19 protein-coding genes are annotated in these 21,907 nt (G+C 40.3%); 15 read left to right on the forward strand and 4 right to left on the reverse strand.

Annotation, left to right across the window (positions count from 1 at the left end):
* From ACMZOO_RS15170 to kdsA, 4 genes are all read left to right on the forward strand, one after another.
* Window positions 1-1,368 (forward strand): DUF1329 domain-containing protein, encoded by a 1,368-nt coding sequence (locus ACMZOO_RS15170; RefSeq protein WP_440904161.1) that lies wholly within the window; start codon window positions 1-3, stop codon window positions 1,366-1,368.
* Window positions 1,369-1,375: 7 nt separating this feature from the next.
* Window positions 1,376-2,377, forward strand: a complete 1,002-nt coding sequence (locus ACMZOO_RS15175) for a WD40/YVTN/BNR-like repeat-containing protein (RefSeq protein ID WP_440904162.1) — start codon at window positions 1,376-1,378, stop codon at window positions 2,375-2,377.
* A gap of 11 nt (window positions 2,378-2,388) precedes the next feature.
* Window positions 2,389-4,695 carry an efflux RND transporter permease subunit gene (locus tag ACMZOO_RS15180; RefSeq protein ID WP_440904163.1) on the forward strand — a complete coding sequence of 769 codons (2,307 nt, stop codon included), beginning with the start codon at window positions 2,389-2,391 and terminating at the stop codon, window positions 4,693-4,695.
* Window positions 4,696-4,770: 75 nt separating this feature from the next.
* On the forward strand, window positions 4,771-5,625 hold the full coding sequence (gene kdsA, locus ACMZOO_RS15185; RefSeq protein WP_440904164.1) for a 3-deoxy-8-phosphooctulonate synthase: 855 nt from the start codon (window positions 4,771-4,773) through the stop codon (window positions 5,623-5,625).
* 25 nt (window positions 5,626-5,650) lie between these two features.
* Here kdsA and ACMZOO_RS15190 read toward each other — a convergent pair whose 3' ends face one another.
* A complete protein-coding gene (locus ACMZOO_RS15190) occupies window positions 5,651-5,902 on the reverse strand; it encodes a hypothetical protein (protein WP_440904165.1) in 252 nt (83 codons plus the stop codon).
* 315 nt (window positions 5,903-6,217) lie between these two features.
* On the opposite strand from ACMZOO_RS15190, the gene ACMZOO_RS15195 reads away from it, so the two are divergent.
* The 8 genes from ACMZOO_RS15195 to ACMZOO_RS15230 all read left to right on the forward strand — a co-directional run bounded on the left by ACMZOO_RS15195 (window position 6,218) and on the right by ACMZOO_RS15230 (window position 13,008).
* The gene (locus tag ACMZOO_RS15195; protein WP_440904166.1) at window positions 6,218-6,835 is read left to right on the forward strand and encodes an alpha/beta fold hydrolase; all 618 of its coding nucleotides are present in this window, start codon (window positions 6,218-6,220) and stop codon (window positions 6,833-6,835) included.
* Window positions 6,828-7,187 carry a DUF423 domain-containing protein gene (locus tag ACMZOO_RS15200; RefSeq protein ID WP_440904167.1) on the forward strand — a complete coding sequence of 120 codons (360 nt, stop codon included), beginning with the start codon at window positions 6,828-6,830 and terminating at the stop codon, window positions 7,185-7,187. The genes ACMZOO_RS15195 and ACMZOO_RS15200 overlap by 8 nt, the downstream gene beginning before the upstream one ends.
* The gene (rlmM, locus tag ACMZOO_RS15205) at window positions 7,188-8,237 is read left to right on the forward strand and encodes a 23S rRNA (cytidine(2498)-2'-O)-methyltransferase RlmM (RefSeq protein ID WP_440904168.1); all 1,050 of its coding nucleotides are present in this window, start codon (window positions 7,188-7,190) and stop codon (window positions 8,235-8,237) included. It begins immediately after the preceding gene.
* Window positions 8,238-8,256: 19 nt separating this feature from the next.
* On the forward strand, window positions 8,257-9,042 hold the full coding sequence (locus ACMZOO_RS15210) for a methyltransferase domain-containing protein (RefSeq protein ID WP_440904169.1): 786 nt from the start codon (window positions 8,257-8,259) through the stop codon (window positions 9,040-9,042).
* Entirely contained in the window at window positions 9,014-9,409 is a 396-nt protein-coding gene (locus ACMZOO_RS15215) for a hypothetical protein (protein WP_440904170.1), read from the forward strand. The genes ACMZOO_RS15210 and ACMZOO_RS15215 overlap by 29 nt, the downstream gene beginning before the upstream one ends.
* A gap of 33 nt (window positions 9,410-9,442) precedes the next feature.
* Entirely contained in the window at window positions 9,443-10,462 is a 1,020-nt protein-coding gene (locus ACMZOO_RS15220) for a succinylglutamate desuccinylase (RefSeq protein WP_440904171.1), read from the forward strand.
* Window positions 10,463-10,590: 128 nt separating this feature from the next.
* Window positions 10,591-12,300 carry a TonB family protein gene (locus ACMZOO_RS15225; RefSeq protein WP_440904172.1) on the forward strand — a complete coding sequence of 570 codons (1,710 nt, stop codon included), beginning with the start codon at window positions 10,591-10,593 and terminating at the stop codon, window positions 12,298-12,300.
* Between the two features lie 378 nt (window positions 12,301-12,678).
* Window positions 12,679-13,008, forward strand: coding sequence for a hypothetical protein (locus ACMZOO_RS15230; protein WP_440904173.1), 330 nt, complete (start codon window positions 12,679-12,681; stop codon window positions 13,006-13,008).
* A gap of 23 nt (window positions 13,009-13,031) precedes the next feature.
* Here the strand turns inward: ACMZOO_RS15230 and ACMZOO_RS15235 are convergent, their stop codons facing one another.
* A complete protein-coding gene (locus ACMZOO_RS15235; protein ID WP_440904174.1) occupies window positions 13,032-14,219 on the reverse strand; it encodes a class I SAM-dependent rRNA methyltransferase in 1,188 nt (395 codons plus the stop codon).
* Window positions 14,220-14,221: 2 nt separating this feature from the next.
* Entirely contained in the window at window positions 14,222-16,264 is a 2,043-nt protein-coding gene (gene metG / locus ACMZOO_RS15240) for a methionine--tRNA ligase (RefSeq protein WP_440904175.1), read from the reverse strand.
* Window positions 16,265-16,366: 102 nt separating this feature from the next.
* Between metG and apbC the strand changes: the two genes are divergently transcribed.
* Together apbC and dcd are read left to right on the forward strand one after the other, a co-directional pair.
* Window positions 16,367-17,311 carry an iron-sulfur cluster carrier protein ApbC gene (gene apbC / locus ACMZOO_RS15245; protein ID WP_440904176.1) on the forward strand — a complete coding sequence of 315 codons (945 nt, stop codon included), beginning with the start codon at window positions 16,367-16,369 and terminating at the stop codon, window positions 17,309-17,311.
* 13 nt (window positions 17,312-17,324) lie between these two features.
* Window positions 17,325-17,918, forward strand: coding sequence for a dCTP deaminase (gene dcd, locus ACMZOO_RS15250; RefSeq protein WP_440904177.1), 594 nt, complete (start codon window positions 17,325-17,327; stop codon window positions 17,916-17,918).
* Here the strand turns inward: dcd and ACMZOO_RS15255 are convergent.
* Complete coding sequence (locus ACMZOO_RS15255) at window positions 17,893-18,804, reverse strand: gluconeogenesis factor YvcK family protein (RefSeq protein ID WP_440904178.1); 912 nt, start codon at window positions 18,802-18,804, stop codon at window positions 17,893-17,895. The genes dcd and ACMZOO_RS15255 overlap by 26 nt on opposite strands.
* Before the next feature lie 510 nt (window positions 18,805-19,314).
* Between ACMZOO_RS15255 and ACMZOO_RS15260 the strand changes: the two genes are divergently transcribed.
* Window positions 19,315-21,801, forward strand: a complete 2,487-nt coding sequence (locus ACMZOO_RS15260; protein ID WP_440904179.1) for a VolA/Pla-1 family phospholipase — start codon at window positions 19,315-19,317, stop codon at window positions 21,799-21,801.
* The last annotated feature ends 106 nt before the right edge of the window (window positions 21,802-21,907 follow it).

Raw genomic sequence — 21,907 nt, forward strand, 5'->3', positions numbered from 1 at the left:
ATGAAGTTTTGTAAATCCATTATCACCACTGCTATTGTGCTTTCAGCTTGCAGTTTGAATATTCAAGCCAAAGTATCAGAGCAAGATGCGAAACAGTTAGGGACCACTTTAACACCATTAGGAGCCGAAAAAGCTGCCAATAAAGATGGTAGTATTCCGGCTTGGACTGGTGGTATCACTCAAGCTCCAGCTGGGTATACTGTTGGTGATCATCATCCAGATCCATTTACGCAAGATAAAGTGCAGTTCGTCATTACCGCAGCCAACTATCAGCAATACAGCGAGTTTTTGTCGCCAGGTCAAATTGCTTTATTTAAAGCCTATCCTGAAACTTTTAAAATGCCGGTATACCAAAGTCGCCGCACAGCTTCATTGCCTCAGTTTGTTTACGATGCAACGATAAAAAACGCGACAAGTGCGCAATTGGTATCTGATGGTGAAGGTGTTGAAAATGCAATCATAGGTGTGCCTTTCCCAATTCCACAAAATGGTTTAGAAGCCATTTGGAATCACGTATTACGTTATCGTGGGCCTGGAGTTGCACGTTGGGGTGGGCAAGCTGGCCCAACCGCGAGCGGTGATTACACTATGATAGGTTTTGATGAACAAGTTATGTTCTTGTATTCGCAACAAGATATGACGTCAGCGAAAATTGCTGAAGACAATATTATCTCCATGTTTAAACAAGAAGTGACTTCACCTGCACGTTTAAAAGGGACTGCTTTGTTAGTACATGAAACTTTAGACCAAGTTAAACAGCCACGCCAAGCTTGGACTTATAACACAGGTCAACGCCGTGTACGTAAAGCTCCGAATATTGCATTTGATGCACCGGGTACCGCATCTGATGGTTTAAGAACAACGGACGATTTTGATTTGTTCAACGGTTCTCCTGGTCGCTATAACTGGACTTTAGTTGGCAAAAAGGAGCTGTACATTCCATATAATAGTTATGCATTACATGCTAAAGGTGTTTCATATGATGACATTTTGAAACCTGGCCACATTAATCCAGAGTTAACCCGTTATGAAAAACACCGAGTTTGGGTAGTTGAAGCTAATCTAAAAGACAATATGCGTCATATATACCAAAAACGCGTGTTCTTTATTGACGAAGACAGCTGGCAAATTGCTGTTGCAGATGCATATGATGCGCGTAACGAATTGTATCGAGTAAACATGACGCACGCGGTTAATTATTATGAAGTACCAACAACTTGGACAACATTAGATGTTTACCATGATTTAAATTCGCGTCGTTATTTGGCGTTAGGTTTAGATAACAACGAAAAAATGTATGATTTTGACGTTAAGTTGGACAAAGGTGATTTTACCCCACAAGCGTTACGTAGACAGGGTTTAAGATAAGGCTTATATGCTTAAAGGCTTGCGTTTATTTTCACTCTTTGTTGGCCTTTGCAGCTTCAATATAGTTGCGGGGCCAATTTTACTCCTTGATGTAATAGAACATCAAAACCAACTGTATGCCGCCGCTGAGCGTGGTTATATCGCAAAATTAGATTGGCAGCAAAGTGACAAACCCGTTCTGATTAAAACGCCAACCGATGTGATGTTAACGGCTATTACTTCATCTGAAGGTAATGTTTTATGGGCGGTTGGCCACGAAGGGGTTATAGTCAAAAGCAAAGATGGTGGTGTATCGTGGGAGATTAATTATCAGCATGACAATGGAGGAGCACTGTTTGATATTAATTTCTTTGACGAACAACATGGTATAGCGATTGGTGCTTACGGTTTGTTTCTGCGCACTGACGACGGTGGTGAAAATTGGCAGCAAGAATTCCATTCGGGCTTGTTACCAGTCGAAGACATAGAGTACCTAAATGAAATTCGTGAGCAATCAGAAGAAGACTACCTATTTGAACTATCGAGTATTTTACCGCATTTAAATCAAGTTAAATTGATTGACAGCACTCTATATGTTGTGGGCGAATTAGGTCTTTTTGCTGCGTCAACTGATTTCGGAAAAAGTTGGCAAAGGCTGAATATTAGTTATCAAGGCTCGCTATATGATGTCGCGCAAGCTAAGCAAGGTATTTGGATCTCTGGCATGCGTGGAAACCTTTATTTTATTGGGCAACAAAGTATTACAAATGCCTTGTCAGACAGCGAAACTATGCTGGACGATAACAAAATAGATTTTCCGGAGCCGGTCAACTTAAACAAAATTACATGTAAGCAAGAGCTTTGCATTGTCTTGGGCAATAGCCAAACTGTATGGAAAATTGACGACAATGAAGTGTTAGTCGTTGAGAAATTTAAGAGCAAAAGTTTTGTATCCGCCATTATCCTTGATGAAAGAACTGCTTACCTAGTTGGCGAAAATAGCTATAACAAACTGCGGCTAGCAAATTAGGTGGGGTGAGCGTGTTTTCTAAGTTTATTGATTTTTCCCAAAAACAAATCTTTGCAAATCGATTACCTATTATCGCCATATTTGCTGTGATAACCCTGCTACTCGGCTATTTTGCGACACAAATAAAGTTGGACGCGGCTTTTACTAAAAACATTCCACTTGAACATCCTTATATGCAAACCTACCTTGAGTATGCCGATGATTTTGGTGGTGCTAATAATATCTTGATATCTGTTTGTGATAGCAGTGGTGATATCTACAACCCAGATTTTTTTGACAAGTTAAAAAAAGTCCACGACCAGTTATTCTTTATTTCAGGGGTAAATCGCTCGAGCGTATTGTCACTTTTCTCACCAGCTGTTCGTTATACCGAAATTGTTGAAGAAGGTTTTATTGGTGGACCCGTAATCCCTGCGGATTACGCCAATACACAAAGTGATTTAGCTAAAGTACGCCGTAATATTGAAAAGTCAGGCCAAGTAGGGCGCTTGGTATCGGGTGATTATGCTTGTGCTATGGTGACAGCTCAGTTACTTGAAGTTGATCCAACCACTAAAAAGCCGATAGATACGATAAATTTTGCTAAAACCTTAGAGCAAGATTTACGCGAAAAGCTGCAAAGTAAACAACATACTATCCATATTATTGGTTTTGCCAAAATGGTCGGCGATGTTGCAGCAGGCGCAAAAAACGTCTTACTGTTTTTTGTTGTCGCTATGCTGATCACCTGTGTTTTGGTTTATTTATTCTGCCATTCTGCTTTGTTAACCGCACTGCCTATTGTGTGTTCAGTGATAGCTATGATTTGGAAAATAGGTTTGTTGTCTGTGCTCGGCTTTGGTTTAGATCCTATGTCGATTTTGCTGCCGTTTTTGATATTTGCCATAGGCGTCAGCCATGGTGTGCAAATGATAAACAGCATAGGTAAAAGGGTTGCCAGTGGCGCAGGGGCTAAAATTGCCGCTAAAAAGAGCTTTAAAGCATTATTTTTACCAGGATTTGTCGCACTTGTTTCCGATTGTATTGGCTTTATAACAATACTCAGCATTGATATTGGTATTATCCAAGAATTGGCAATAGCTGCATCAATTGGTGTAGGTGTGATTATTTTAACCAACCTGATTTTACTGCCTGTGTTGGTTTCTTATATTCGTTTCCCGCACGATTACGAATCGCGCATCGAATCAAGCAAAATGGCCGTTTTGTGGCCTGCTTTAGTCAAACTCACAGATAGAGCTTTTGCGCCTGTATTGGTGTTAATTATGATAGCGCTGTTTGCATTTGGCTGGGTTTATTCTAGCAATATGAAAATAGGTGATTTGCACGCTGGCGCGCCTGCACTGCATGAAGATTCACGTTATAACCAAGATACTTTTTTGATTACTGATAAATACGAAATTGGCGTGGATATTTTGTCAGTGATTGCAGAAAGTGTGCCGGATGCTTGTACTGATTTTGCCATTATGAAAAACATTGATGATTTTCAATTCAGATTATCCAATGTTGAAGGCGTACAATCGAGCATTAGTTTAACCAGTGTAACTAAAACCATTACCGCTGGATATAACGAGGGCAACCCTAAATGGCGAGTCTTGCCAAAAGACACTGCTTCTATGGCGCAGTCGGTTGCACGTGTGCCTACAAGTACTGGGTTATTAAACACAGATTGTAGTGCAATGCCTATATTACTGTTTTTACAAGATCATAAAGCTGAAACCATTGAACGTGTTATTAAGGTGGTTAAAGCTGAAAAAGCCAATTACGAAACCGACAAATTGACTTTTAGACTCGCTTTAGGCCCAGCTGGGGTTATGGGGGCAACCAATGAAGCGGTTGCTGAAGCGCAAATACCTATGATGATTTACGTGTATTTAGCGGTATTTATTTTGTGTTTATTGTCGTTTAAGAGCTTGCGTGCAACTTTAGCCGTGATTATCCCTTTATTTGTTGTTTCTACATTGGCCCAAGCTTTAATGACCAAGTTGGATATAGGTTTAACTGTTTACACCTTGCCCGTTATCGCCTTAGGGGTAGGGATTGGCGTCGATTATGGTATTTATATTCTGTCGAATATGATGGGCAAGTTAAAACAAGGTATGCAATTATCTGAAGCATATCGCCAAGCGTTAATTGAACGGGGAAGTGCGGTTATCTTTACTGGCGTGACATTGGCAATTGGTGTCAGTACTTGGGTGTTTTCTGATCTAAAATTCCAACTGGATATGGGGATTTTATTAACCTTTATGTTTTTAGTGAACATGTTAGGCGCAATCTTCTTCTTGCCTGCCATTTGTCGGCTGTTTTGGTGGCGACACTAGCCGAGGCATGGTATATCCAAGCTACTTGGGTATATAATACTGACTTTAGACAAACCAATAGGTTAAAGGAAAACAATGAGTCAAAAGTCAGTATTTGTTCAATCTTTAGAAGTGAACAATGATAAGCCATTTGTCCTTTTTGGTGGCATGAATGTGTTGGAATCGCGTGATCTTGCGATGCGCATTGCAGAAAGCTACAAAGAAGTCACAGACAAGTTAGGTATTCCATACGTTTTTAAAGCGTCGTTTGATAAAGCTAACCGCTCTTCAGTGCATTCATATCGTGGTCCTGGTATGGATGAAGGTTTGAAAATTTTTGAAGAGATCAAAAACACTTTCAACGTACCAACTATTACCGACGTACATGAAACTTTTCAAGCTGCGCCTGTGGCAGAAGTTGTTGATGTAATTCAGTTACCAGCTTTCTTAGCCCGTCAAACTGACTTAGTTAAAGCTATGGCTGAAACTGGTGCTGTTATCAACGTGAAAAAACCACAATTTATGTCGCCTTCACAAGTAACTAATTTAGTTGAAAAGTTTGCTGAGTCAGGCAATGAAAAAGTTATTTTATGTGAGCGTGGAAGCTGCCATGGTTACGACAACCTAGTAGTAGATATGTTAGGTTTTGGCGTAATGAAAGAGGTATCAGACGGTAGCCCGATTATTTTTGATGTAACTCATGCACTGCAATGCAGAGATCCTATGGGGTCGGCTTCAGGTGGTCGCAGACATCAAACCGTTGAGCTAGCTCGTGCCGGTATGGCCACTAAGATAGCGGGTTTATTTATGGAAGCACATCCTAATCCTGCTGAAGCAAGATGTGATGGTCCTTCTGCTTTCCCATTAGCGCAACTTGAACCGTTTTTGGCTCAAATCAAAGCACTTGACGATATGGTCAAAAGCTTTGACCCTATTGATATCCCACGTTAATCGTGTTGCAGGATAACTGGATCTCTTATTCAGCTACTTGAGTAATGATAGTGTCTAGTTGTTCTGCAGATTCTTTATCGTTAGCCAATACTGCTTTGTTGACCGAAATTACGATAGCGTCTTCTACTTTTACGTCAGCAACTAAACTTGCTACTTCTAATTTGATATCTTTTACTAAGTCAGCTTCAACTGAACTTTTTAAAGAATCACTTGTGTTGGCTGTTGCAGCAAAGCTAACAAAAGCAACAACTGATACAAAACTTTTTAATATAGACATAGTGTACTCCTTAAATCACTAACATTTAGTTAGGCTTGTAATTAACTTTCAATTTTTATTAACATTTGGTTGTTGTTTGAACTAATTTTGTTCTCTCAACGGTTTTAAGTATACTCTTGTGTAATTTAATTACAATATTGAAAGCAAATAACTATATTTCTTTTTGGAATATTAAATGAATTTAGCCTAGTTTATGACGTTTTTTCTATCAAAAAATTGTTAAAACTTCTTTGGGTTAATTGTGGTTTTGATTATCTGTGTTTTATTTAAGGTGTTGATATTTAATGTTTATATTTTTATTTTGGAGGCTTTGGTTTGAAAAGTGTTAAATTAATATTAGCACATGGTGCCGGTGCGGGTAGCCAATCGGACTTTATGCAATCAATCTGTAATAAAGTTACAGAGTTCACAAAAAAACAAATGAAAGAAAATGTTGAAGTCATTTTGTTTGATTTTCCTTATATGCAACAAATACATGCGACAGGAAAAAAGCGTCCACCTGACAAAATGGCAAAGTTGGTTGCAGCGTTTGAACAACAAGTAGGGCAAGTTTCTGCAGACGACATTATCTTTGTTGCAGGAAAATCTATGGGCGCGCGGGTTGCGCTTGAAACCGTTTTAGCTTCGAATCGTACGATTAATGCGGCAATTGCTTTGGGTTATCCATTTTATCCGCCCGGCAAAGCAGAAAAACATCGACTTGAATTACTGCAGAAAACCTCAGCACCTTGTTTAATCATTCAAGGCGAAAGAGATACTTTTGGTAATCGTGATTGGGTTGAACAGCAAGCGTTAAGCAACAACATACGAATTAATTGGATTACTGCAGCCGATCATAGTTTAAAGCCATTAAAATCATCTGGAGTGAGTCACGAGCAGGCGTTAGACTCTGCTAGTCATGCAATTGTTGAGTTTATAAAAGCCCATGTATAGAAATATTATTCAAAGTTTTGCCGCTTTAGCTGGCGCATTGGCTGTGGCTTTGGGCGCTTATGCAAGTCATGCTGCTTTGCCTGAGCAAGCTAAACTTTGGTTAAACACGGCTGTGTTTTATCAATTAGTCCATGCTGTTTTATTATTTTGCCTTGTATTTATATTACCCGAATCTCGCCTGAGTACAGTGATTTTAGGCTGTTTTGCCAGCGCTATCGTATTATTTTGCGGAAATTTATATTTACTGGCATTTTCTATTGTTACAATTGGCACATTAACACCAATAGGTGGCAGCTTGTTTATTCTTGCTTGGTTGCTGCTAATGGTTTCTGTGTTTTTTAAAGGTAAATAAATGTCTCGTTATGTTTTGTATTGCCGCGCTGGTTTTGAAAAAGATTGCGCAAATGAAATTCAACACCACGCAGCTGAAGCTGGGTTATTTGGTTTTTGCCGCGCGAAAGATAACTTAGGTTATGTTGAATTTGAGCTGACCAATGGCGACAGTGGCGCATTATTCTCCAAGGTAAAACTTGATAAGCTAGTATTTACCCGCCAATGGTTTTGTTTAATTGAAGAGCTGTTTGACTTAGATCCGGTAGACAGAATTTCACCCTTGGTAAAAGCATTAGTGGGTCAGCAGTATGCAGATATTACCATGGATTATGCGGATACCAATGAAGGCAAAGCAGTTTCTGGATTTACCAAAAAATTCTCAGTGCCGCTTAAAAAAGCATTAGAAAAACAAAAAGTCATTCAACGCAAAGCAACAGCTGTTTTACATGTATTTTTCTTTAATTCACAACATATCTTAGTTGGTTTTAGCCCTAGTAATAATAGAAGTGATTTACACCTAGGGATAAAACGCTTGAAGTTTCCAGCAGCCGCGCCGAGTCGTTCAACCCTTAAACTGGAAGAAGCATTCCATTATTTTATTGCTAAAGATGATTGGCCGACAAAGTTATCTGGTGGGTTAAATGCGGTTGATTTAGGTGCAGCACCAGGTGGCTGGACTTATCAATTAGTGCAACGTGGCATGATGGTTAGTGCGATTGATAATGGGCCAATGAACAAAGACTTGATGGAAACTGGCCAAGTGAAACATTTTCGCGAAGACGGTTTTAAATATGAGCCGAAAAAACGCAATGTGCATTGGCTAGTGTGCGACATGGTTGAAAAGCCAGCCAGAGTTGCGGACTTGATGGTTAAGTGGATAGTCAATGGCTGGTGCCAAGATGCTATTTTTAATTTGAAGTTACCGATGAAACAAAGGTTTCAACATTTGCAACAAGTAATTGAGCAAATGCAGGTATCTTTATATGAAGGTGGTGTGCGTTATCAACTTAAAGTTAAACACTTGTACCATGACAGGGAAGAGGTTACTTGTTATTTGTCGCGCATCTAGGTTTCTAGGCCCATAGTTAATGTATAAACCCGATCAAAACTTTACCGATATCGCGAATAAATTTGCTGACAATATTTATAAAACCTCCAAAGGACGTTTGCGCCTAGCAGTCTTGCAGCAAGATTTAACCAATCAGGGGTTAGTCGCATGTGAAAATCAAGATATCGCGTTACAAAGAATACTTGATGTTGGTGCTGGCTTGGGTCATATGTCAGTGTGGTTGGCACAGCAAGGACATCAGGTGACAGCTGTAGAAGTTGCGCCCAATATGGTGGAATCGGCGAAAGTTTTTGCCCAGCAGTTAGCAGTGGAAGTTGATTTTCACTGTCAGCCAGCGCAAGATTTTATTCGAGTTTATCAAGGTGAACAATTCGACTGGTTAATCTGCCATGCTGTGTTGGAATGGATTGCCGAGCCACAAGCTTTTATCGACTATTTGTTTAAAGTACTCAAGCCTGGCGGCAAACTGTCGATAATGTTTTTTAATAACACAGCAAAATTAATCGGCAATTTGTTGTACGGCAATTTTGATTACATCAATAGTGGCATGCGGGCGAAGAAGCAAGTTAGATTAAGTCCAAATTACCCACAAGAGCCACAACAAGTTTATACTTGGTTAGAGCAGTACGGCAAAATAGTGCATAAACGCGGCGTTCGTTGTTTTCACGACTATATGATTGACCGCGCTATGTGGCACAGTCACTTTGAACAAATTGTCGAACAAGAGCTTGCAGTATCGGATTCAGAGCCATTTATCTCTATGGGGAAATATATACATGTGGTGGTGGAAAAACATTCAAACTAAATTATTGGCTGTTGTGATAACGGCTGTTTGTTTGTTGTCTGCCTGTGGCGAGCGCGAGCATTACGCGCCAGTTGATTTACTCAAAGAAGTTGATAGATATATGGCACCTGAGTTTGTCAAAGGTGTGTGGCGCTATCGTGGCGCACGTGCAATTGACGAAGGCATTGCCGTTTATATTCAAATACCAGATAGATTAGACATCTCAGAAGTGCAGCATAAAAGTTATTTAATTGAAACCATATGCCCAAAAGCTGAAGCAATAGAATTTTGGCGCAAACTAATTCGCTATGACTTTTATTTACGCACCTACAATTATGTCGAGCGCAACTATATAGAAGCCAAGTGCCCTAAACCATTCAACTTGTAGCAAATAGACTAGACTTAGGTTAGGGAGGTGCTTATGTATACCTTGCTAACCAATTACCTTAATGCTTTGTTAAATGAGCCTGAAGATGCTTTTAAACCTGTTAGTTATGTTTGCCAGCAAAAAACTCGCTATCAAGTTGAGATTAAGCAGCATAGTGCTGGCATACTTGAGCTAATACCGGCAACGCTGGTTAAACATTCACTCATTTTATCTTGTGCTGTACATGGCGACGAAACGGCGCCGGTAGAAGTTTTAGATAAAATTTTGGCCGACATTGTTGTTGGGAAAATTCATTTAAACACTCACTTAGTCATAGTCTTTGCCAATATAGCTGCGATTAAACAAAACAAGCGATATATTGATACTAATCTAAATCGATTATTTACCACTGATTTGTTGAATAAGCCGACACAAGCAGGTAATTATGAAGAACATAGAGCAGAACAAATTTGTACTTGTTTAGCAAAAATTTATTCCGCTGGACTATACCCTTTCCGCACTCATTTAGATTTACATTGTTCTATAAAGCCTTCTATATATCCTATTTTTGCGGTTAAACCGGTTAAGTTAGTTGGTGGGCCAGTGGTTGTATATAACACGCCTCTGCGCTATCCAGTGCAAGCTATCATTCATGCGCGTAAACCATCGTCAACTTTAAGTTTTTACACATGCAACCTATTAGCTTGTTCTTCCGCTACTTTGGAGCTTGGTAAATCTGCAAAGCTCTATAACAATCAATCGAATCTACTTAGACAAATTTATGTACATTTAGTCGAGGGGTTAGCATGCACCGAGCTAATACCGCGTTTTTGTGTACACAGCGATCGGCATTTTGTTGTTAGTGATGAGATTGTCAAACATAACAAGTTTTTTCATTTTATTAGCCCAGATGTTTTGGTTAATTTTCACCCTCTTGTTCATGCTCAGCCATTCGTTCGGCTGTCTGGCACTGAAACGATAGATTCATTTGGAGAAGAGTTTATTTGTTTTGCTAATCAGCAAGTTGAAATTGGCCATAGGGCAGCGTTAATTCTCAAACGATTGAAGCATTAGTGTATTGTGTTTTAAAAAAGTTAATAAAAATGGGTTTTATTGTGTTATTGCTGTGGACATTCGATGTTTAATGGTTAATATTAGCGCTAGCTAAAAGGAATATTAACTGCCGTAGTAGGAAGGATACTTTGCCGTACATCAACTTCAATCTTGTTAATCTATTCGTTGCAATTGCCTGTTTGTTTTTCTCTATATTTTTACCTGCTTACGCGATAAGCATTGAAGATGCAGAGTTATTGTTTGAAAAAAGACAGTATGCACAAGCCCGCTCCGAATTTGCACAATTTGCTCAACATGGGCATGCAAAAGCCCAATACTACATGGGCATTATGTACTATCAGGGAAAAGGCGGCGCTGCTGATATCTATCAAGCCTACGCTTGGTTTTCTTTAGCTGATGAAAATGGATTTCGCGCAGCAGGTGAAGAAATTCGACGCATGCGTAGAGAAATTCCTTCCAAACGCCAAGCTAAAGAAGTGGCAGAGCAGTTAAGTGTTCAATACGGCAATGCGGCGTTAAGCCGCAAATTATATCCGGATTATGATGGTTCATTTGGTACCTTGCCTGCTTCTTCGACCGTTCAACTCGGGGTTTTACCAGCAGAGCAGAGTGGTTTTGTTATATTGCAAGGTAACATCAATGAAAATGGTCAATTGTTCAACTTGGTTGTTACCCAAGCGCTACCTTCGAATCGATTTGAAAAAGCAGCAATCGATTATGCGTTAGCACAAAATTATCCGCCATTAATTGACAATAACGAGTTGTTAATTAACGAAAATATTCTATTAAAAATAGAGTTCAGAGCACAGAATGAACAAAATCACCGTACTTATACCAAATTATTAAAAACCTACCATGATGCGCTATTAGATAAAGCTGATAATCATGACCTTGATGCTCAATACATGTTGGCGCAATTGATGAGTCTTGAGGTAGTGAAAGCGCAAAAGAGCTCTATAGAAGCTGTGCCTGTCTACTGGTACTTACAAGCCGCTATTAATGGTGATGCCGCTGCGAAATACATGTTAGCAAAACATTTAGATGCAGGTGTTGGTTGTTTAGCTAATGCAAACAAAGCCCAGTATTGGTTGGAGCAAAGTGCTAATCAAGGCTATGCAACTGCACAATTTGAATTAGTGCGTAAACAACTTGCAGGCAAACCAAACAAGCGACAATTACGTAAAATTGTCACCATATTGGAGCAACTGACAGAGCAGGGCAATAAAAATGCTCACCAAGCGTTAGCTTATATTTACGCAACTTCCAAATATGATGATTTTTATTACCCATTTAAAGCCGGCTTGATGGCCAAAGATGGTTTATATGAAGACCCGAAAAATCCTGATTACCATGCTATTTTAGCGGCTGCATATCTAGGTCAAACATCAGTTGATAGAGCGTATGAATATTTTTATTTAGCCTTGAATCATGCGATTGCACGTCAAGTGCCGTTAAAGCCATACATTAGGTTGGCAAATAGTCTCGAAGTGACTTTAGATACAAGAGGTTTAGAGATAGATGAGCAAACGGAACAAGAATTACTCCATAGCCAGTTAGTATTTTCTAAAAAAGATCTTAAACCTGTTTCAAGGCCTTTCCCTGATTATCCAGCGGAGGCTATGCACAAAGCTATTGAAGGCTGGGTAAGAGTGAACTTCACCGTAAACGAACAAGGTCGAGTTGAAGATGTGCAAGTAGTCAGTGCTTCCCCTGAGCAAGTTTTTGAAGAATCAACTCGCAGAGCAGTTGCTAAATGGCGTTATCAACCACCTATGATCAACTCAGAGCCAACTCGTATCGAAAATGTCAGTGTTAAATTGGATTTCACCATTAAATGATCTAGAGCTAAATCAATATAAATTGCGAGTATCAGAGCCATCACAGACAGTTCAATTCAAGGCGTATCATTGCAGGAATGTAGGCACCTTTCAAAATGATACAACACAGAAGTGGGCTGTCTGTGAGGCTCCTGAAAGGCTGGGCTAAAAGCCATTTATTCTGTGTTAAGTTGGCTTGATATAGAACCACTATACCTGTGCCAACTTGCCTTGCCTAAATGGCTTTTATCTCCAGCTGATTATCGCTATTTATATTGATTCCGCTCTATTAGAAAAATTGCCAAACATTTCACAATAAAGTCACCACAACAGCTTGTGAACCCTGATATAATGGGGCTCAAAGTTGATTGAGAAGGACTCTTTATGCTTAGGTCTGTTATGTTTAGACAATTTTTCCAAAATAATTCTGCGGCACAGCAATCTCCCGAATTGAGTAAAGTTAAAGCTTATCGCCGTATCACCATTCGTTCCGTATATTTACAGCAATTCCAAATGGATAAAACAGGGCAAACTGTTACTTGTAAAGATTGTGGATCAGAAGATATTAAAGAGTGGGGTCTATTAAAGCGTGACGACCACAAACGTGTGCATAGTTGTAACGATTGTGGGCAAATATTATTCAGAACTATCGACAGGTTGCCGCAGGTCGAATCGTCGACAAGCCCTGCTTTAGAACCAACAAATAATTTGAATTTAGCCAGTTGTTAACTGGCTAAATTATATTTAACAGCTTAGCGTTTCTGTACCACTAAACCTTTCAAGTAAAAACCTTCTGGATAACTTAATAACACAGTGTGATCTTTTGCTTGTGTCAGCTTCTCTATGATATGCGCTTCTACATTTGCATCCAGCGCCGCATCTGCTACTACTTTTTGAAATAAATCCGCTTCTATTAACCCAGAGCAAGAGAAAGTTAATAAAAATCCACCCGGTTTCAAAATTTGTAACGCCAACATATTAATGTCTTTATAACCACGACAAGCGCGGATCACTTGGCCTTTATTTTCTGCAAATTTAGGTGGGTCTAAAATAATACAGTCAAATTGCTGGCCTTGTTTTTTATATTGGCGCAGTTGTTTAAACACATCTGCATTTAAATGGGTATATTTGCTCTCATCAAGCTGATTCTGTTGGTAGATTTTTGCTGATGTATCTAAAGCAAGTTGCGATACATCCAAGTTGGTGACATGTTCAGCGCCTGCTTTTAAGGCGTGCAAACCAAAAGTCCCAGTGTAACTAAAGCAGTTTAATACTTGTTTGCCTTTACAGTAGTCTGCAGCAATTAAGCGGTTGTCTCTTTGGTCAAGATAAAAACCGGTTTTATGCCCTTGTTCAACATCAACTAAAATTTGGCTACCAGCTTCGTTGATCCAAGTTGAGGTTTGTGCGCCTGCTTTTAACCAACCAGAAATAGGTTTTAAGCCTTCTTTTTGTCTAACATCCACATCAGAGCGTTCATAAATAGCAAGCTGTGGAAATACCTGTTCAAGTGCTGCAACTATATCAGCTTTGTGTTTTTCAACCCCAGCAGCAAGAAACTGACAGACTAAGATGTCTTTATATAAATCAACAGTTAAACCGGGTAAACCGTCTGATTCACCGGCTATCACTCTAAGTGCATCACTATTGTTAATTAATGCACTTTTGCTTTGATAAGCCGTTTGAATACGCTGATGAAAAAAGCTTTGGTCGATTTGTTGGTTTTGCTCATAAGTCCATACACGTGCACGTATTTGTGAATGTGGCGAGAAAGCCGCACGGGCTAACCACTGACCATTTTTTGCATACACTTCAACCGTATCACCTAATTTAGGTTCACCATCTAGTTTTTCAATTGCACGGGAAAAAATCCACGGGTGGCGACGCAATACAGATTTTTCACGTTTGCTCGCTAAGGTGATTTTAAAAGTATCCGCCATGACTATTTAACTCGCATGCCAGGTTGTGCACCTTGGTCTGGGTGTAATACCCATAAATCTTGTCCACCTGGGCCCGCTGCTAAAATCATGCCTTCTGACATACCAAAACGCATTTTTCGCGGTTTTAAGTTGGCCACAACTACAGTCAGTTTACCGACTAAGTCTTCGGGTTGATAAGCTGATTTTATGCCGGCAAATACTTGGCGTTGTTCTGTGCCTATATCCACTTGAATTTTTAATAGCTTATCTGCACCTTCAACATGTTCGGCGCTAACAATTTTTGCGATACGCAAATCAATTTTGGCAAAATCGTCAAATTCAATTTCAGGCGCAATGGCTTCATCAGCTTTTTTAGCTTCTGTTTTCGCAGCTTTTGCCGGTTGCGCTTTTTTCGCCGCAGGTGTGCTTTGTTTCGACGCTTCAATCACTTTGTCGATTGTTTTAGTGTCTAAACGTTGCAATAAAGGTTTAAATTTATTGATTGCATGGCCAGTTAACACTGTATTGTGTTTGTCCCAAGTTAGCTCGTCGTTTAAGAAAGCCGCGACTTCATTTGCCAGTTTTGGTAAAACAGGCTGCAAATAAATAGTTAATACTCGGAATAAGTTAATCGCCAATGAACAGACTTGATGTGCACGCTCTAAACTTGCTTCTTCTTTAACTAATACCCAGGGAGCTTCATCGGCAATAAATTGGTTAGCTTTGTCTGCTAGCGCCATAATTTCGCGTATTGCTTTACTGAAGTCTCTTTGTTCATAATGGTTAGCTATAGTATCAGCGGCTTGAGCAAAACTTGCTAATAACTCTGGTTGTAGCACTGTATCGCTGAGCTTGCCGTCAAAAAACTTAGTGATAAAACCAGCACAGCGGCTGGCGATGTTTACGTATTTTCCGACTAGGTCTGAATTTACCCGTTTGGCAAAATCATCTAGGTTTAAGTCTAAATCATCCACTCTTTGTGTCAGTTTAGCCGCGTAGTAATAACGTAAGTATTCAGGATTTAAATGTTCTAAGTAAGTTCTGGCTTTAATAAATGTGCCTTTAGACTTACTCATTTTTTCGCCGTCTATGGTTAAAAATCCATGTGCATGTACACCTGTTGGTTTACGATAGCCTGCGCCGTCTAACATTGCCGGCCAGAATAAACCATGGAAATTAATGATGTCTTTACCAATAAAGTGGTGTAACTCAGCGTTAGAATCTAGTTTCCAAAATGCATCAAAATCTATACCTTTTTTATCACATAAGTTTTTAAAGCTACTCATGTAACCTATAGGTGCATCCAACCAAACATAGAAAAATTTATCTGTTGTACCTGGAATGTTAAAGCCAAAATAAGGTGCGTCACGGCTGATATCCCAACCGCGTAAACCGTCACCAAACCATTCTAATAATTTATTCGCAACTTGCTCTTGTAAAGCACCTGATTTTAACCAAGTTTGTAACATGTCTTGGAACTGGTCGAGTTCAAAGAAATAATGTTCACTTTCTTTCATAACAGGTGTGGCATTAGACACAGTTGAACGTGGATTTTTTAGCTCAGTTGGTGAATGAGTTGAACCACATTTATCACAGTTGTCGCCGTACTGATCGTCCGCGCCACATTTAGGGCAGTCACCTTTTACATATCTGTCCGGTAAAAACATTTCTTTTACTGGATCGAATAACTGTTCAATTGTGCGTTTACCAATGTGACCTTTTTTCTCAAGCTCAGTGTAAATACTTTGCGCCAATACTTTGTTTTCTTCTGAGTGAGTAGAGTGGTAGTTGTCAAACTCAACTAAAAAGTCAGCAGTGTCTTGCATGTGCTCTGCACGCATTTGTTCAACCATGTCTTCAGGGCTGATACCTAACTCGTCTGCTTTAAGCATAATAGGCGTGCCATGTGCATCAGATGCACAAACGAAGTAGGTTTCATTGCCACGAGATTTTTGAAAACGTACCCAAACATCAGTTTGAATATGTTCTAATAAATGGCCTAAATGAAGTGAGCCGTTGGCATACGGCAATGCACAGGTAACAAGGATTTTTCTGCTGTCAGTCATATATTTTTGGATGATAAATTAATAAGGTTTGCGAATTGGGTGAATACTACTGAAAATAGCGGTTAATTTCATCTGCAAACTGACTTTTAGGCGTGAATTATTGTGTTTAAGCAAATTTTTAATTTAAAAAAGCCTCAGGCTAAAACAATCTTGGATAAATCATCAGATGAAGCTGGGTTAATTGCCCAATTACTTGATTCAGGTTCAACGCTAAATCGTGCAAGTACAAATGTACGTAGCAACATTAAACATATAGTTGCAGTCGCCTCAGGCAAAGGTGGTGTGGGTAAATCGAGCGTTAGTGTCAATTTAGCCCGCAGCTTAAAACATTTAGGTTTAAAGGTTGGGCTTTTAGATGCGGATATTTACGGCCCATCTATTCCAATTATGTTGGGTTTAGATAAACAACAGCCAGAAGCAGTCGAACAAAAATGGATGAAACCTTTGGTTAGCGCTGAAGGCATAGTGAGTAACTCGATCGGTTATTTGGTGCCGGCGGAAGATGCAGCCATTTGGCGTGGGCCAATGGCAAGTAGGGCACTCATGCAATTGTTTAATGAAACCTTGTGGGGTGAACTCGATGTGTTGATTATTGATTTACCGCCGGGCACGGGTGACATTCAATTAACACTCACCCAACAAATGCCATTAAGTTGTGCGCTGGTGGTAACAACACCACAAAATATAGCGCTGGCTGATGCGGAAAAAGCCATAGCTATGTTTAACAAGTTAAATATTCCGGTTGCTGGTGTGGTGGAAAATATGAGCTTGTATACTTGTGGTGAATGTGGTCATACCGAAGCAATTTTTGGTCAAGATGGCGGCGATAAACTTGGGCAAAAACACCAAATTCCATTAATAGCCCAATTACCACTTGATATAAAAATTCGTCAAAGTATGGATAATGGTGACGGAACAGGGTTTAATAGCGCTCCTTATTTTGTTCAATTTAACCAAATGGCATTAAAGTTAGCCGCACAACTCTGTGCACTTGAGCCTGCTAAGTCGGTTGGACAGAATATTCCGAGTATTCAGATAAAAGACTAGTTGAGCAAGTACCATGCGTTTATGCGACAAAGATATCATTGCCATGTTAGATGAAGGCAATATTAACATCCAACCTAGACCGAGCAACGATATGATCAGCGGTGTTAGTGTGGATATTCGACTTGGCAATAAATTTAGAGTTTTTCAAGACCACGCTGCGCCTTACATAGATTTAAGTGGCCCAAAACACGAAGTAAACAAAGCACTTAATTCTATTATGTCAGATGAAATTGAAATTGCTGATGGTGATGCTTTCTTTTTGCACCCAGGTGAACTGGCTTTATCTATGACCCATGAATCAGTCACTTTACCGGATAATATTGTTGGTTGGTTAGATGGCCGCAGCTCGCTTGCGCGTTTAGGTTTGATGGTGCACGTAACCGCACATAGAATTGATCCGGGTTGGTCTGGGCAAATTGTTTTAGAGTTTTTTAATAGTGGTAAATTACCACTGGCGTTGCGTCCGAAAATGAAAATTGGTGCGCTTAATTTTGAAACTATGAGTGGCAGTGCGCTGCGTCCATACAATAAACGTGAAGACGCAAAATATCGAGATCAAACTGGTGCGGTAGCGAGCCGTATTAGTGAGGATGACAAATCGAGCTAATTAGCTCGGTTAATGCTTGCCTCAATTTCTTTTCGTCATGGCGATAATACACTTCAGCATCAGATAACTCGGCTCTAATGTGGGTTACAGGTTTGGCTTGTTTAAGCTCAACCTTGCCCTCGTCATTTGCGTCTGCTCCAGAAAGTATGCCGTCAATCACCATCTCTGGTCTCAGCTGTTGTAACCAGTCTAAACGGCTTTGCAAACTGGTATTTTGGCAAGTGCCGTGCTCGACACCCAAGTTATCAATAAATATCACTTTGGCGTTTGATTCGCTAATTGCGCGATAAATATCGTCCACTAGTAAAGCTGGCATGACGCTGGTTAAAAAGCTCCCAGGCCCAAGCAAAACGACATTTGCATTAAAAATAGCCCGTAGAGCGCGCGATGGCGCTGTTACATTATCGACTAATGACAAGCTATCCGGCATATCATTTTGGTTATCTATCGCCACTTCACCGTGAATTTGTTGATTGGCAAAACGACCGATTAAATCAGTCGGCTGCTCTGTCATAGGGTAGAGTTTGCTTTCAATTTTTAGCAAACGTCGAACAATTTCCATGATTTCAACCGGTTTAACATCGAGCTGTTCCAACGCAAAAAATATTAGGTTTCCTAAACAATGTTTATCCAGTTCACCACCGTCAAAACGGTAGTTAAGTAGTTTTGAACCCAATTGACTTTGTGCTAGATGAGTAATGCAATTACGCAAGTCGCCCCAAGCTATGGTTTGGTTGTTTTCTCTGAGTCTACCGGTGGAACCACCATTGTCTGTGGTAGCAACTATGCCGGTTAAGTTGGCACCAAGATCTGCGAAGGTGTTGAGTACTTTGCCAAGTCCATGGCCGCCGCCAATTGCAACAATATTTAAATACTTTAATTGCATTCCTAATGAATCATGTCTTGCTTGGGTAGAGGCTCATTGTCCTTAGAAACACAACAAAATCAAGATAAAGGTTTGTAATTTTTGCAAGCATTGACTTTAATGAGAGCGCGGTGACCTTTGGAGTATAGATTTTGTTCAAATTAAAAACACTTTAATCAAGGCGCTTGATTGAAGGCCTAGTGGGCTAAGTCAAAATCTAGCAACGAAGAGTAAAGTGTTTTTAATTGAACCCTTTGGGCAGGGATTTTGCGCAATTTTTACTGCGTTATCGCTCTTTTATATGGAACAACCATACAGCAATCGCTCTGCCTTGTATAAATTGCGCAAAATCGGCTGCAAAACTATACTCAAAAGGTTACCACGCTCTAAGATAATTTACTTTTTATTTACAAGTGTCTGGCTAAAACGCGAATTTTAGGTTACTTTTAACTGGTCTAATCAGTGTGTAGCTAGATAAACATAAATTGAAATAATCAGCTATTACTGCAGCCACACAAGCAGAGGAATAAAATGCAGCAATTTAAACTTGGAATCATCGCCTTATCTATCGCCATGTTAGGCGCGTGCGACAACGAGACTATTGAAGACCGACAAAATAGTACTGAAAATCAGCCAGTTGTGGCTAAGTCGCGTGTTAGTTACGACCCAAGCGCTTCGGTACTGTCTGTTCCTAATGACTTATTATTTTCTGGTACAACAGATGGCACGTTAAATATTCCTGTGGTTGATGCCACTGATTTTACCGATCCTTCTGTTGCTTTGTCATCACTAGATGGCTGGTCTTATCAACAACCTTTTACCATAGCTTTTTCAGTACCGGCAGCAGCTGAAGGTATAGACGAAACCTCAGCGCAAACACCGGGTGCAGTTCGAATCTTCAAAGCTATTATGGGTGGTTCACAAGATCCAAACCACACTGAATGTGCTGCAGTGCCAAGAGGCGCAGCGTGTAAAATTGTCAGTGAGTTAACTTTTGGCGTTGATTTTGTTACACAAAAAGCCAGCAGCGAAAGTATTGCTATTGTGCCGATGAAACCTTTGGATGCACAATCAACTTACATTGTAACAGTGACCAATATGTTGGAAGATGGTTTGTCGCGACCGCTAGAGCCGTCGGCTACTTACCTAACGGTTCGACAAAATATTAATACGCATCCACTTGGCAGTGAGTCCCAATTAGCCTTGCAAGGCGCAATAAACTCATTTGAAGCCGCTATTGCAACCCAAGGTGTCGATTTAGATTCGGTTATTCTGACTGCAGCCGTCACCACCCAATCTGCTACTTCATTGCCAGCATTGAAAAAATTAATGGTGAGTAATCCTGCCGCTATGCCAACTATGGCAACGCCAGTTTTTACTGGTTTAGATGTTAAAACTGCGTTAAAGCTCAGCGCAGATTCATGCCAAACCCTATTGGGTAAAATTCAAGCTGGCACTGCCAGTGCGGCAGAGCAGGGCGCTATTGGTTTTTGTGGTGCCAAATTGTATACATCTAACATCACATTACCGTATTACAATGGTACAGCGAGCGTTGACAATCCAACGGGTGCAACAGGTGATGGTGCTTGGTGGCAAGCTATGTGTGATAGTGGAGCAACTTTGTTAGGTGCACAAGCTGCTGGTGTAGATTTGAATGCATTGCCAGCCGGTGCTAACGATGCGACATGTAAAGCTTTAGGTTTACGCGATTTAGGTTTAGATACTGAGCGCAATACTACCCAATATAATCCAGTGCCGGCAGTTAAAAGTTTAGTGAACACTAACTTGCAGGTGACTGTGCCAGATGCCGCTTATGTCAGCATTTTTAATCAAGCAAATGTGCAAATGCCAACAGCAGGCTGGCCTGTAGTTATTTTGCAACACGGTATAACCAGTCGCAAAGAAGATATGTTGGCGCTAACTGCGGCATTGAGCAAAGCTGGCTTCGCTACAATTGCAATGGATATGGTGTTACATGGTTCGCGCGGCTTTGATGTCACGGGTGATGGCAATGCTGATGTGGTTGCAAACGATGAAAAGGGCGCGACTGCGTATATGAATTTGCAAAACGCTCGAGCTATGCGCGACAACATGCGTCAAAGCATTGTTGATTTATTACGTCTTAGAGCCGCAATTGCGAGTTTGGCTGGGCAAGAGTTTGATGGACAAATGCTCGATGTTTCTAACGTTTCATTTGTCGGTCACAGCTTAGGTGGAATTGTTGGTGCTAGTTTTACTGCAATTGCTAATACAGGTTTTGCTGCACTTGGCTCTGATGAGTTAGCGCAAGCAGGTGCTGATGCTTTATTTACAGTCAAGGCTGGTGTATTTGCCAACGCCTCCGGTGGTGTGGCGAACTTTTTATTAGACAGTGGTTCGTTCGGTCGATTTATTAAGGGCAGTGTACTGCTTGCAAACTTGAGTAGTGATAATGCAAGTTTAGCAGCGTTAGCTCAAGGATATGCGACCTACCTAGCGCAAAATGGTGCGGATTTACAAGCTTTGACGGCCGCGGATCATAATCAACATTTTGATAATTATTTAGCTGTGTTGGCGACAACTAATCCTGCGGGTGTGACTGCGATTAGCAGTGTTATCAGTCAATATGGATTTGCAGTGCAAACTATGTTGGATGAAGGTGACCCAAATCGATATGCTAGCTGGTTAGCTGCAAGTGGAATGCCTGTATTGATAACAGAAATTTTTGGTGATGGTCTAGATCCTACAACTTGGGATCAAGTTATCCCTCCTTTTACTGGTGGGGTACCTGGTTTACCAACTTCCGGAACAGAAAGTTTTGCTCGATTGTTAGGTATATCTGCAGTCACAGCGGATGTGGAAGGTGACACGCCGACATCTGGTTTGATTCGTTACAATACTGGTGGGCATAGCTCGTTGCTTGATCCATCAGTCAATGCGACAGTGACAACAGAAATGCAAACCAGTATTGCAAGCTTCTTGGCAAGTGGTGGCACAGAAATCGATATTAATGACAGTTCAACTGTAGTGGTTAAATAACTCATTACGCCAGATAACAAGGTCAAACTGATAAAGTTTGACCTTTTTATCATAAATCAACTTGATCCTGCTCAAGGATGACATATTATAAATACTAACAGCGTCG

The organism is Catenovulum sp. SX2, from assembly GCF_052056295.1.
Lineage (GTDB): Bacteria > Pseudomonadota > Gammaproteobacteria > Enterobacterales > Alteromonadaceae > Catenovulum.